This window comes from Mycobacterium sp. P4_H6 (assembly GCF_056400845.1).
In genome coordinates, this window is the sequence record NZ_JBFUKN010000073.1 from 1 (window position 1) to 13,218 (window position 13,218).

The 13,218-nt window shown below is 68.3% G+C and carries 9 protein-coding genes and 1 pseudogene; 2 read left to right on the plus strand and 8 right to left on the minus strand.

Features of this window, described 5'->3' with window-relative positions; genetic code table 11:
* Positions 1 to 412, minus strand: a pseudogene (locus AC1DTF_RS24175) (arabinosyltransferase); the annotation flags it as partial.
* Positions 413 to 462: 50 nt separating this feature from the next.
* A complete protein-coding gene (locus tag AC1DTF_RS24180) occupies positions 463 to 1,572 on the minus strand; it encodes an alkane 1-monooxygenase (RefSeq protein ID WP_477475934.1) in 1,110 nt (369 codons plus the stop codon).
* A gap of 151 nt (positions 1,573 to 1,723) precedes the next feature.
* Here AC1DTF_RS24180 and AC1DTF_RS24185 point away from each other — a divergent pair, with 151 nt between their 5' ends.
* Positions 1,724 to 3,352 (plus strand): GMC oxidoreductase, encoded by a 1,629-nt coding sequence (locus tag AC1DTF_RS24185; RefSeq protein ID WP_477475917.1) that lies wholly within the window; start codon positions 1,724 to 1,726, stop codon positions 3,350 to 3,352.
* A gap of 12 nt (positions 3,353 to 3,364) precedes the next feature.
* Here AC1DTF_RS24185 and AC1DTF_RS24190 read toward each other — a convergent pair whose 3' ends face one another.
* From AC1DTF_RS24190 to AC1DTF_RS24210, 5 genes are read right to left on the minus strand one after another with little or no spacing between them, the layout of a single operon-like run.
* Positions 3,365 to 6,580, minus strand: coding sequence for an arabinosyltransferase domain-containing protein (locus AC1DTF_RS24190; protein WP_477475918.1), 3,216 nt, complete (start codon positions 6,578 to 6,580; stop codon positions 3,365 to 3,367).
* Positions 6,580 to 8,442, minus strand: a complete 1,863-nt coding sequence (locus AC1DTF_RS24195) for a galactan 5-O-arabinofuranosyltransferase (RefSeq protein WP_477475919.1) — start codon at positions 8,440 to 8,442, stop codon at positions 6,580 to 6,582. The genes AC1DTF_RS24190 and AC1DTF_RS24195 overlap by 1 nt, the downstream gene beginning before the upstream one ends.
* 34 nt (positions 8,443 to 8,476) lie before the next feature.
* Positions 8,477 to 9,256 carry a decaprenylphospho-beta-D-erythro-pentofuranosid-2-ulose 2-reductase gene (locus AC1DTF_RS24200; protein WP_477475920.1) on the minus strand — a complete coding sequence of 260 codons (780 nt, stop codon included), beginning with the start codon at positions 9,254 to 9,256 and terminating at the stop codon, positions 8,477 to 8,479.
* 17 nt (positions 9,257 to 9,273) lie between these two features.
* Positions 9,274 to 10,674 (minus strand): FAD-binding oxidoreductase, encoded by a 1,401-nt coding sequence (locus AC1DTF_RS24205; RefSeq protein ID WP_057171147.1) that lies wholly within the window; start codon positions 10,672 to 10,674, stop codon positions 9,274 to 9,276.
* Between the two features lie 40 nt (positions 10,675 to 10,714).
* Positions 10,715 to 11,125, minus strand: coding sequence for a GtrA family protein (locus AC1DTF_RS24210; protein ID WP_057171146.1), 411 nt, complete (start codon positions 11,123 to 11,125; stop codon positions 10,715 to 10,717).
* A gap of 30 nt (positions 11,126 to 11,155) precedes the next feature.
* On the opposite strand from AC1DTF_RS24210, the gene AC1DTF_RS24215 reads away from it, so the two are divergent.
* Positions 11,156 to 11,779, plus strand: coding sequence for an HD domain-containing protein (locus AC1DTF_RS24215; RefSeq protein ID WP_477475921.1), 624 nt, complete (start codon positions 11,156 to 11,158; stop codon positions 11,777 to 11,779).
* Here AC1DTF_RS24215 and pdxR read toward each other — a convergent pair.
* Positions 11,769 to 13,190, minus strand: a complete 1,422-nt coding sequence (gene pdxR / locus AC1DTF_RS24220; RefSeq protein ID WP_057171144.1) for a MocR-like pyridoxine biosynthesis transcription factor PdxR — start codon at positions 13,188 to 13,190, stop codon at positions 11,769 to 11,771. The two genes, AC1DTF_RS24215 and pdxR, sit on opposite strands and share 11 nt — an antisense overlap.
* Positions 13,191 to 13,218 lie beyond the last annotated feature (28 nt).

Consider the following 13,218-nt stretch of genomic DNA (forward strand, 5'->3'; position numbering starts at 1 on the left):
CGTTCGCCCAGATGCGCAGCTCACTGCAGGCGCCGGAGCCGACGGCGTCGCGCGGCGCGACCGCGGCGACGGTGTCCCGGAACGCGACGTAGACGACGTCGGCGTTGGCGTTGACGAACAGGCCGTTGCGCCCGGCGTCGATACCGCCGGGCGGGATGGTGGAGAACACCAGTCCGCCGTCGGCGGGCAGGCTCGCCACCGTCCGRCACGGGATGGTCACGTCGAGCGATCGGGGCGCGCCGGAGACCAGTGGCGCGGTGATGTCGCCGACGAAGCCGTCGGCGTTCGCGGCCTGGGGCCATTGGATCGCTGCGGTGCTCTGGCGCACCGGCAGCAGCGGGGCGAGGGCGCAAAGCAGGAAGCCGACGAGGCCCGTGATGACGGCGAGAAGGCGGACGTTCCTATCGGGCACGAGGTTCAAGGTTAGGCGACAGCCGGCCCGGCACCGCCGGACGACCCGCGCTAGGCCCTATCGGGTTGCAGCGCTGCCAGCCCGATATTGCCGCCGTAGTGCGCCAATACCCGCGGATCCATCACCCGGCGCCACACCGGCGGGCACCAGGCCAGCACCAGCATGCTGCCGTACCCGGTGGGCAACTGCGGCGCCTGATCGGAGTGCTGCAACGTCTGGTAGCGCTTCTGCGGATGTGCGTGGTGATCGGAGTGCCGCTGCAGGTGGTACAGGAACACGTTGGCGATCAGCGTGTCGCTGTTCCAGCTGTGCCGCTGGCCCACCCGTTCGTAGCGACCGTCGGCAAGGCGCTGCCGCCGCAGTCCGTAGTGCTCGAGGTAGTTCACCGTCTCCAGCAGGCAGACGCCGATGATCGCCTGTCCGAGCAGCCACGGAATGATGACCGGGCCGAACCAGACGACCAGGCCGGTGAAGATCGCCGCCGTGAGCAGCCAGGCGTTCAGGATGTCGTTGCGGAGCGAGAACCGGGACCTGCCGGCCTGAGCCAGCCGGTTGCCCTCCAGGTGCCACGCCGAGCGCAGTCCACCCAGCACCGAACGCGGGATGAAGTGATAGACGCTCTCGCCGAGGCGCGCGCTGGCGGGATCCTCCACGGTGGCGACCCGCAAGTGGTGGCCGCGGTTGTGTTCGACGAAGAAATGCCCATAGCCAGTTTGCGCAAGGGCGATCTTGCTGAGTCGTTTCTCGGCACTTGCGCGCCGGTGACCCAATTCGTGGGCGGCGTTGATCGCAATCCCGCCGACGATTCCGACGGTGAGCATCAAGCCGATCTTGTCGACGGTGGACATCGTGAGCCAGCCGCCGCCGCTCCACAGCCAGCACGCGAAAATCAGTGAAAGGTACTGGTTGGGCAGGTAAAGATAGTTGACCCAGCGATAGAAGTTGTCGTTTTCAAGATCTTCGATGGTGCCGCCGGGGACGCCGGTTTCGTCGGCGCCAATTAGCTGGTCAAGCACCGGAATCACGACGAAGGCCAGTAGTGGACCCACCCACCAGAACACCGCAGCACCGGTCACCTGGACCATCAGCCACGCCAATCCGACCATCCCGGGGACGATGGCACCGAGCAGCCACAGATACCGCTTTACAGCCCGCCACATGGGCGTTCTGCCGGTCTGCGCGTCGATCACTTCGTATCCTTGCCGGGGGATGGAGCGAACTAGTTCTTAGTGCCTATTTAACCTGGTTGCGCGAGCAGTGCAAACACGGAGCCATAACGAATGAGGATTTTGCTGTGAGGTTGGTGTAAGGGTGCACAAGATCAAAGTGACACGGCGGCGTTTTCTGGGTGCCGCGGCGGGCCTCGCAGCCGGTGCGGTGGGCGTCGGAGCCTGTTCGTCCAACCGGTCCGGGGAACGCCCCGCGGCGCGGGCATTCCACCAGGCCATCGTGGTGGGCAGCGGCTACGGCGGGGGTGTCAGTGCGCTGCGCCTGGGCGAGGCCGGGGTGGACACCCTGATCCTGGAGCGCGGGCGGCTCTGGGACACCCCCGACGAGGACGGGAAACGCTTCACCAAGATGTTGCCGGCGGACACCCGCGCGGGCTGGTTCCGCGATGTTCCGCCCAGCCTGGTGCCGTCGTTCCGCGGGGTGTCGGTGAACGCGGTCGCGGCGCAGAATCCGGGGTCTCAGCCGATCCAGGCCGGGATCTGCGACAAGGTGACCTTCGGCGCCCACGACGTGTTCCGCGGGATCGCCGTCGGCGGTGGCTCCATGGTCAACGCGGCCATCGCCGCGGTGCCGACCCCCGATCAGGTGCGGGCTGCGTTCCCCGACATCGATCCGAACGAATTCCTGGGTACCTATGTCGAGCGGGCCAAGACGGCGCTGCAGATCAGCTACCGGGACCTGGACTGGTTCGAGCAGACCCCGTACTTCCAGTACGCCCGGGTGGGCCGCAGCTACGCCGAGGCAGCCGGGTACGGCGTCGACATCAACGGCAGCGCCTACTCGTTCGACTACATGATGCGTGAGGCCGCCGGCGAGGTGCCGCGCTCGGCACTGGACTGGGAGTGCCAGTACGGCAACAACCACGGCCGGCTCGGCAGCGTCGACCAGACCTATGTCGCCGCGGCACTGAAGACCGGCAAGGTGCAACTGCGCCCGCTCACCGAGGTGACCGGCATCCGTCAGGAACCCTCCGGTGAGTACGTGGTGTCCATCCGCGAGATCGACCGCTGGGGCAAAGAGCTGTCGCGCGACGAGATCGGTTGTGAACAGCTCTATCTGGCGGCCGGCGTACTGGGCACCACCCACCTGCTGCTGCGCGCGCGGGAGTCCGGGGATCTGGCCAACCTGCACGACGAGGTCGGCAACGGCTACGGCAACAACGGCGACATCATGGTGTCGCACAACACCGCCGAACAGGATCCGGTGGGCACCCAGCAGTCGCTGCTGGGCATGATCAACCTGGACGGCCGCGCCGATCCCGACAATCCGGTGTACGCCAGCATGTTCTCGCTGCCGCTGCCGCTGGAGACCAATGCGCTGGGCTACTACGCCATGGTGCGCACCGGTGACCGGGCAACGATCAGCTACGACCGCCAGGCGGATTCCATCGGCATCGACTGGCCGCAGAGCCACACCGACCACCTCATCGAGCGTGCGCGGCTGGTGTTCGACCGGGTCACCCAGGCCAACGGTGTGGATTACCGCGATGACCTCTTCGAAGGAAAGGCATTCGCGCCCAATACCGTTCACCCGTTGGGCGGCTGCGTGCGCGGTGCGGCCACCGATTTGTTCGGGCGTGTCAACGGCCACGACAAGCTGTACGTCAACGACGCGTCGCTGATCCCCGGCTACATCGGCTGCAACCCATTCATGTCCATCACGGCGCTCGCCGAGCGCAATATGGAGGCGATCCTGGCCGGGCGCCGCTAGCTGGGGCGCCGGCTAGGACGGACGCAGCGGCGCCGGGCTCCACAACCCGCTGCGGGTGGCGGTGCCGAGTTCCAGTTCAGCGGTCTTCGCGTTCGGGTAGAACTGCCGGAGTTGCTGCAGGGAACCCCAATCGCGGAACCAGTCGTCCTTCAGGTATGTCGGCACCGGGGTGGCCCGCAGCAGCAACTCGGTGATGCCCAGCGGTCCGCCGCCCAGGTAGTCCATCACCGGTGAGTTGGCCTCGGCCCCGAACCGGTCGGGCAGGATGCGCCATTTGGGCACCTCGGTGACGCCATACCGGTGGAAGAACGGTCGCTGGCACGGGAAGGCAAGTCCGACAAGCCAGTCCAGCATGACCGGGTCGGTCGACCCGACGACATCCTGCAGGCTGCGCAGCTCCGGGATGCGTGGCGGGGTGACGGCGATCCAGTGCTGTGGCGACAGGTCGTCATCGGAGGCCACCAGCCGCACCCGGGTGGCCTGCTCGGGGATCGCGGACATCGGGGCGCGCAGATTGCGCCACGCGGGCACGGCGCCGACATCGGCGAAACCGATGGTGCCACCAGGTTTTCCGTCGGCGGCCTGCTCCTCGGTGGCCCACTGCACCAGCACCTCGCCGGCATCGAAGCGCCCGGCCGCGGCGACCACCAGGAGCGGACCGCGCTCACCGCTGGGGGGCAGCCGGTACCAGGCCGAGCGCAGGCTCGCCGGCGACTGCGGGCCCGCCCGCCAGCTGCCCAGCACCGGCGTGCGGGCCGGATCGAGGTTGTAGGGCAGCCGGGCCTGTGAGCCGTTCACCCCGGCCGCGGCGGTKGTGCCGCCCTCGGTGCCGGGCTCGCTACCGGTCTCGTCGCTGTCCTCGGAGTCGGCGAAGTTACTGGAGCCGGGCTGTTCGGACACCGAGTCCGCGGAGATGTCGGAGGGAATCCCGTCGGGGCGGAAGTTCTGCGCGGTGCCCGCGCCCAGCGCCTCGCCGACCGGTGTGTCGATCGGGGTGAGCAGTCCGACGTTCGGGTCCTGTTCCACCATCACGTCGGTGGCCAGTCCGCACGTCTTGCCGCGCAACGCATCCAGATTGGAACGGCCGACCGACCACGCCGGGTACTGCGCGGTGACCGCCAGCGTCAGCGAGACCACCTGGAACAGCACCACCGCCCAGGTCACGACCGCCAGCGGCGCCCCGGTGAACCGGCTCCACGGCCGGTCCCTGTCCTCGCCGCCGGCGAAATGCAGCCAGGCCGCCACCAGCAGGGCCAGCACCGACAATCCCAGCAGCATCGTGGTGAGCCCGAAATGCCACTCCGGGAACTCATTCGACCACGGGACGCCGAAATTCGACACGTACCACCAGCCGTTCACGGTGGCGAACGACAGTGCCGTCACGAACAGCACCACGGCGGTGACCACGGTGCGGTTGCGTTTGGACTTCATGGCCGCGGCGGCGATGGCCACCGCCGCCAGCGCACCCAGCGAACCGGCCAGACCGGCGAACACCCCGAAGTGATGCGTCCACTTCGTCGGGGTGAACATCAACGACAGGAACGAGATGACGGTGATGCCGATCATGCGCTGGGCGGGGCCGATCGCGGTGCCCGGAATGCGCCCCTTGCGCAGCGTCATCGCCACCGAGATGGCAACGGCGAGCAGCAGTGCCAGCACCGCGAAACGCCGCGCCACCGATCCGTCGGGACTGGTGGTGAACAGCCGGGAGTAGCGGATGTGCTCGTCGAACCAGGCCAGGCTGGGGCCGATGGTCGACTTGAACGAACTGGCCTGCAGCTCGCCGACCAGAGTCTGGTCCCGGAAGATCAGGAAGATGGTGACGGTGCCCGCGGCGGCGATGGGCGCCAGCAGCGCCGCGTAGCCGAAGCGGGAGACGTGGGCGGCCACAATCGTTCTCAGCGGGCCGACGGCCACCAGCAGCGCGCCGACGGCGGCGATACCGGTGGGCCCGGAGAACAGCGTCAGCGCCCCGATGATGATGGCCACCGCGACCGGCAGCAGGCGGCTGGTCGCCACGCCGCGCTCCACCGAGCACCAGGTCAGCAGGATGCCGACGGCGATGATCGGCTCCGGCCGCAGGCCGTTGTTCAGCGGCAGCCAGAACGCCAGGAACATCGCGGCCGCGGTCCAGGCCGCCGGGCGGCTCTTCTTGACCGCCGCACCGAGCCGCGGGATCACCTCACGGCTGATGATCCACCAGCAGGCCAGTCCCATCAGCAGGGTGGGCAGCCGCACCCAGATGCTGGCGGTGGAGACGTGGGCCCACAGTGCGAGCAGGTCGTAGTACCAGCCGAACGGCGCCTCCGGGGTGCCGAACCAGCGGTAGTAGTTGGCCATGTAGCCGGCATGCTCGGACACCCGGGCCATGGTCAGGATGTAGCCGTCGTCGGCGGTGTTGGCGCCGACGAAATGCCACCACACCAGCAGGGCGGCCACCAGGGCGTCGAGCCCGGTCAGCGACCACCAGCGCTGGGGCAGGAAACGGCGGTGCCGCATCCCGTCGGCGACGTCGAGGCGGTGCAGCGCCACCAGGGACGCGATCGTCATCACGACACCCAGCACCATCACCAGGGTTTTGAGCAGGGTGGGTGAGCTGCTGTAGCGGGTGTCGATGGTCGCGGAGAGTTCCAGGCCGGGCGGCGCCGGGCCGGCCAGATCGGTGTACACGCCGACGATCTGTGGGCGGAAGTCGTAGCCGCCGCGTTCACCGCGCAACGGTTCGCCCGGATTCTCGTCGTCGGGCCCGGCGGTGAGGCCGACGAACTCGCCGGTCACCTTGTCGGCGTGGGCGGTGAACGTCAGTTCGCGGCAGGCCGGGCTGAGCACCTCGCTCAGCGGCGCGCTGACCACCGGGGTGTTGCGCACGATGACCAGCAGCTCGTTGTTGACCCGCTCGATGAGCAGCCCGCGGTCGACGGCCTTGGGAGCCTGTTTGGGCACCGTGGACAGCAGCACGTTGCGCGCGCCTCCGAGCTCGGCGGCCGCGGAGCACGGGATGGTGATGTTCAGGTCGCTCGCGACATAACCGATCAGCGGCGCGTCGACGCTGTCCAGCGTCCCGTTCTGCGGCCAGTTCAGCGTCGCGGTGGTCTCGGTGACGGGCAGGAACGGGGTGGCGATGGCCAGGATCGTGCCGAGCAACCCGGCGACGACAGCGACCAGTCTGGTGGTGCGGTGATTGGCCGGCGCGTCGGTCACGGAGCTAGATGCTAGTTGTCCGGCCATCAACCATCTGCCTGCGGTTTACGGATGGCCAGAACGAACGGGCCGTCGGTGGACACATCCCAGCGCGGATCTTCGAACAGCGCCGCGTTCAGCTCGACCTGATACCGCTTGACGTTGGGCTGATTCGGATAGACGTCCGAGGCCAGCCGCAGGGTGTAGCTGTCCGGGCCGCCGCGGCGCATCAGGAACACCGTCGGGGCCTGCCAGGGCAGCTGGTCAAGCGCGGTGATGAACTGGTCGGGTGTGTTGAGCAGCGCCCAGCTCTCGATGGCCGCCGAGCGGGCTTCGAACTGCGCCAACGGGTTTGCGTAGTGCGAGGTCAGGCCCTGGAATCCGTAGTACGGGTAGTAGGACAGGAAGCTGTAGTCCGCGGTCATCACGACGGTCTCGGTGCGCGGCACGCCGGTCACCTGCAGAATGCGCTCGTCGAGGGCGCGGTAGTACTGCTCGGCGCCGGGGGGCCGCCTGTCGGCGCGCTCGCCGTAGCCGTCGGTGTCGGTGTAGGCGACGTTGATGTCGGTGCGCAGCACATCGGGGATGTCCTGGCTGAAGGTGACCGCGCCGATGGCGCCGATGGTCGCGGCGATCGCCACCACGTGCCGGCCCGGGTGCTGGTAGCGCGCCATGACGGCCTGGGCTACCCAGATGAACCCGAAGGTGCCCGCGGCGGTCAGCAGCACCGTCAGGGTGGGTTGCAGCCGGAAAGACAGCAGGGTGGTGCCGACCAGGGTGGTCAGCATGGACAGCAGTGACCACGCGTAGACGGCCAGCACCCCGACGGCCAGCGCACCCGCGCGAGTCGATGTGCGGGCGTGCACCACCAGCCAGACGGTGCCGAGCATGCACAGCGCGCCCAGCAGGGTGAAGTCCAACATCGGGAAGGTCAGTTCGGCGCCGTCGATGGGCAGATAGTGCTGAGCGGTGCCGCTGTCGGCCGGCTCACCGCGGGCTGCGGCCAGCAGATACGGACCCCAGGTGATGAGCGCCAGCGCGCCGGCGATGACACCCATCACGGCCAGTCGCAGCAGCGGCGCGATGCTGCGCCGTGCGACGGCCAGCAGCAGCGCCATCAGGCTGACGGTGAACGCCGCGTAGCCCAGCAGCAGGGTGTAGAACAGCGCGGCGAGGCCCAGGAAGAGCCCGACGCCGACGACGGCCCCCCAGGGGGTTTTGTCGGTGCGTTTGAGCCCCGACCACGCCAGCACGAAGATCGGCGGCAGCAGCACGGTGATCACCGCGGCGTACGGTTCGGCCGAGGTGTAGGCCAGCGTCACCGCCGCGGTGGCGGTGGACACCGCGAGCGCGATCTCGAAACGCAGCATCGCCGACCACAGCACCAGGGCGATCGCGATCGCCGCGGTGATCGAGATGATGGCCCACGGTTTGAACATCTCCCAGGCGGGCATACCGGTCAGGTCGGCGAGCCGGCCGCCGATCCAGAACCAGCCGGCGGGGTAGAACGGCGGCACGCCGATATAGGTCATGTCGTGCAGCGCCGGACTGTCGGCCAGCCTGGTCAGGTACTCGGTGCGGAACTGCTGATCCACCGAGATGCCGAACAGGTACAGCCGGGTGGCGCCGAGCGGCATCGCCAGGGTGACCACCGAGAACGCCGACAGGAACACCACCGCCGAGATGCGGGCGAGCAGCGGGCGTCCGTGGCGAAACAGCGCACCGGCGGCGAAAATACCTGCCAGACAGGCGAACTGGCCGACGGTGGTGAGGGCGTGCAGCTGGTTGGACGAGTTGTAGGCGGGCCACTCGACACGGGCGATCGCCAGCAGGGCGACGACGGTCAGTAGCGCAGCGGTGGCGGCGGCAGCCACCATCTGGCCGGTGACGGCCAGCGCGCTCCGGCTCATTTCCCGGGTCGCTTCGCTCCTACCCTCCGCAACATCAGAAGGGCAGCTTGCGGAAGATCGGCCGCGGGATGTGGCGCAGCACCGACATCAACACCCGCACCTGACCGGGCGCCCACACCAGGTCCTTGCCCTTGGCCGCCGACGTGACGGCCAGCTCGGCGACGTCCTCCTTGTCGACGGTGAAGGGTGCTTCCTTGGCGCCGGTCGCCTTCCAGTGCTCCAGGGTGGTGGTGGTGCGCACCTGTCCCGGGCGGATCACCAACACGTTGACGCCGAACTCCCGCAGGGCTTCTCCGAGGCCGAGGTAGAAACCGTCCAGCCCGGCCTTGGTCGAGCCGTACACGAAGTTGGAGCGGCGCACGCGCTCACCGGCCACCGAGGACATGGCGATGATCTGCCCGAAGCCCTGGGCGCGCAGCTTCTCGCCGATCAGCACGCCGACCGACACCGCCGCGACGTAGTTGATCTGCGCGGTCAGCACCGCCTTGGCCTGGTTCTGCCACAGTTCCTCGGCGTCGCCCAGCACGCCGAAGGCCACCACGGCGACGTCGACATCGCCCTTGGCCCAAGCGGATTCGATGACGCCGGGATGGGAATCTGTGTCGAGAGCATCAAAATCGAGGTACTGGACCTCCTTGGCGCCTGCGGCCTCGAGCTGCGCGATCGCGGCGTCCTTCTTGGCCGCCCCGGGCAGGTCGGCCAGGATGATCCTGGCCTTCGCGTTGCGCAGGTATCGCTCGGCGATGGCCAGGGCGATCTCGGACGTTCCGCCCAGCAGCAGGATGGTCTGCGGGTTACCGGTGGCGTCGATCATGGAGGAGTAGAGCCTTTCTAAAGAAGTTCGAGGCGGCGGGCCATATCGGAGGCGAACACGCCGTGCGGGTCGGCCTTGCGGCGGGTGGCTATCCATTCGTCGATGCGCGGGTACATGCGGTGGAACTTCTCCGCGCTGACCCGGGAGTCCTTGGCGGTGTACACCCGGCCGCCGAATTCCATTGCACGCTCGTCGAGTTCGTTGAGGAACTCGTTGACACCGGCCTTGACGGGGAAGTCCATCGCGACGTTCCAGCCGGCCATCGGGAAGCTCAGCGGAGCCCGGTTGCCGGGGCCGAAAAGTTTGAACACATTCAGTGCCGAGTACTGCCCGCTGGTCTGGATCCAACGGATGATGGCCTTGAACTCGTCCAGCGCATCCGGTGGGACCAGGAACTGGTGCTGAGCGAAACCCTTTGGGCCGTAGGCGTTGTTCCAGCCGCTGACCAGGTCGAGCATGTGGTAGAACTGCGACAGATTCATGATCTTGCCGCTGTAGGTGCCGCCGAGGCGGTAGTAGACCTCGCCGATGGCGGTGAAGGACAGCTTGTTCATCGCGCTCACCGGGAAGATGTCGGGCACCTTCAACAGTTGCGGCGCATCGAATTTCAGCGGGTTCTTGGCCAGCTTGGCGGGCAGCTGATCCAGCTTGGCCAGACTGCCGCGGCTGACGGCGGCGCGGCCCAGCTTCGGCGGCGCGCTGATCAGGTCGAACCAGGCGCTGGAGTAGGTGAAGTTGTCCTCGCTACCGTCGGTGTGCACGGCGATCGTCTCGTCGAGATTCGCGGTGGCGATACCGTCGGCGATGAAATACGCGGTCTCGGTGCGGGTCATGGCGATCCGGGCGCGGATCACGATGCCGGTCAACCCGTTTCCACCGATCGTGGCCCAGAACAACTCGCTGTCCGCGCCGTCTGGCGTCAGCGTGCGGACTTCACCGTCGGCCATCAACAGGTCCAGCGACAGCACATGGTTACCGAAGCTGCCGGCGCTGTGGTGATTCTTGCCGTGGATGTCCGAGCCGATGGCGCCACCGACGGTCACCTGCCGGGTGCCCGGCAGCACCGGCACCCACAGGCCGAAGGGCAGCGCGGTCTTCATCAACTGGTCCAGGCTGACCCCGGCGTCCACATCGGCGATCGCGGTCTCCGAGGACAGCGAGTGGATGCGGTTCAACCGGGTCATGTCGACGACGATGCCGCCGCCGTTGCAGGCGTGGTCACCGTAGGACCGGCCCAGCCCGCGGGCCACGATGCCGCGCCGTAGGTAGGACGGACTGGACGCTGAGGCGTCGGCCACCTGCCGGACGGCGGCAGCGATCACCTCGACATCGGGGGTGGACAGCACCTGCGCCACGCTGGGCGCAGTCTGGCCGAACCCGGTGAGGGATCGGGGTGTGAGGGGAAGGTCGGTAGACATATCAGTGGCAGACGATACCGGTCGGGCTACCGGAGCAGACTCACCTCAGCCGGAATATCACGGCCCGCTGCACCACGAAGTTGATCACCGTCGCAGTGCCCTGCGCGATGATGAACGCGACGGGGACCTGCCACGACTCTCCGGCGAACTGCAGGTAGAACAGGTAATTGATGCCGACCTGGACGGCGTAGGTGAGCGCGTAGAGTGCCATCACCGCGAGGAAGCGGGCCCTGCTGGGCGCGGCCTGGAAGGTCCAGCGCCGGTTGATCAGGTACGCGGTGGTGGTGCCCGCGATGAAGCTGAGCGTTTTGGCCACGTTGACGTGCAACCCCAGCTTCAGGAACAGCACGTACAGCCCGAAGTCGACGATCGCCGACAGGCCGCCGGTGACGATGAAACGCGCCGCCTGGGTTTTGAGGCTCAGGGGAGCGTTATCCGGGGTGTCGGCCACGCGGGCAGCATACGGGGCGAGAATGGGCGCGTGACCGATCTGCTCCACGAGTGGCGTGCGCTCCTGACACGCCACAGCGCGTCGCCGGATACCGCCGCCGTGGGTGCCGCGCTGTTGGCCCGCTGGTCCGAACCGCACCGCCGCTACCACGATGTGGTTCATCTGCAAGGTGTCCTGGACGCCGTGGATGACCTGGCCGGATTCGCCGATGATCCCGATGCGGTGCGGTTGGCGGCCTGGTATCACGACGCGGTCTATGCCGGCTCGCCAGATGATGAGGAGAACAGCGCCCTGTTGGCCGAGTCGGATCTGAGCGCCCTGGGGCTGCCCTCCGAGCTGGTGGCCGAGGTGGCCCGGTTGGTGCGGCTGACCGTCCAGCACGATCCGGCGCCCGCCGACCGCAACGGGCAGGTGCTCTCGGATGCGGATCTGGCGGTGCTGGCGCTGGCACCCGACGAGTACCGCAGCAACACCGCGAAGGTGCGAGCCGAGTACGGGCACGTCTCCGATGACGACTTCCGGGCCGGGCGTGCCCGCATCATCGAGTCGCTGCTGGCGGCCCCCGCGCTGTATCGCACACCGGACGGCCGGCGACTGTGGGAGGACGCGGCCCGGCGCAACCTGACGTCGGAACTGCGCACCCTCAGTGAGTGAGACCGTCCAGAACCCGGCACAACGCGTCGACCGCCGCCCCGAACCCGTGATCGGCCGGGGTGCCGAAGCTGACCACCACACCGTCGGCGCTGGGTATCTCGGGGCCGGCATCGGGATGGCGCAGCAGCCGTAGCCCGGACAACGCGATACCCGCGTCACCGGCGCGCCGCATCACCTCGGCCTCAGAGCCCTCCGGCAGCGTCAACTGCAGATGCAGGCCCGCCGACAGCCCGCGGATACCGACATCGTAGGGCTCAAGCGCCTGGGCCAGCACGTCGCGGCGGCGCCGGTAAGTGGCGCGCATCCGGCGAATGTGCTTGTCGTAGGCGCCCTTTGCGATGAAGTCGGCCATGGTGAGCTGCAGCAGGGCGTTGACGTAGAACTGCTGGCCGCCCAGCGCCGCGACCACCCGGTCGACCAGGGCCGCGGGCAACACCATCCAGCCCAGCCGCAGCACCGGGGACAGGCTCTTGCTGGCCGACCCCAGGTAGACCACCCGATCGGGGTCGAGCCCCTGCACCGAACCGATGGGCTGGCGGTCGTAGCGGAACTCGCCGTCGTAATCGTCCTCGAGCAGGTAACCGTCGGTGCGATGCGCCCAGTCCAGCACGGCTTTGCGCCGGCCCGGATGCAAGGGGACGCCGTGCGGGAAGTGATGCGCCGGGGTGAGCAGTGCCGCGGTGGGCTTGGTGCCGTCCACGCCGGTGCGGTCCAGGTCGGCGATCACCGCCCCGTCGTCGTCGACGCCGATGGGAACGCTGTGCACCCCCATCGTCTGCAGCGCCTCCCGGAACAGGTACAGGCCGTAGGCCTCGACCGCGATGGGGCCGCCCAGCACCCGGGCCAGGATCTCGACGGCGTGCCGGGTGCCCGCGCAGACCACGATCTCGTCCGGGGTGGTGCGCACACCACGGACCCGCCCGAGGTACTCGGTGAGAGCGACACGTAATTCGATGCGGCCCAAGGGGTCACCCATTCTCAGGGCCTCGGTGGGGGCGGTGGTCAGCGCGCGCTTGGTCGATGCCAGCCAGGCGCTGCGGGGGAACTGGGAGACATCGGGGGAGCCCGGCATCAGGTTGTGGGTCGGGGTGCCTGCGACACCGCGGGGCCGCGGTGGCAGTGGGTTGGCCCGGGAGTTGACCACCCAGGTGCCCGCGCCCTGGCGCGATGCCAGCCAGCCCTCGGCGACCAGATCGGCGTAGGCCTCCGCGACGGTGTTGCGGGCCAACCCGAGGTCGGCGGCCAGGCTGCGCGACGGCGGCAACATGGCTTCGGGGGCCAGGCGCCCGGATCGGATGGTGGCGCGCAGGGCCTCGACCAGTGCATCCCGTGCGCCACGCGAGCCGGGGGTGATGGCGCGCCGCAGTTCCAGATGCAAGTCCCGGGAGCCGGAATTGGCCCATGAAGTCACGTCATAATTGAACCATGTGGGCGGGTCT

Bases quoted from the DNA above. Each gene is read 5' to 3' on its own strand.
- AC1DTF_RS24180 (WP_477475934.1), bottom strand. From the start codon at position 1,572: ATGTGGCGGGCTGTAAAGCGGTATCTGTGGCTGCTCGGTGCCATCGTC.
- AC1DTF_RS24195 (WP_477475919.1), bottom strand. From the start codon at position 8,442: ATGAGCCGGAGCGCGCTGGCCGTCACCGGCCAGATGGTGGCTGCCGCC.
- AC1DTF_RS24200 (WP_477475920.1), bottom strand. From the start codon at position 9,256: ATGATCGACGCCACCGGTAACCCGCAGACCATCCTGCTGCTGGGCGGA.
- AC1DTF_RS24205 (WP_057171147.1), bottom strand. From the start codon at position 10,674: ATGTCTACCGACCTTCCCCTCACACCCCGATCCCTCACCGGGTTCGGC.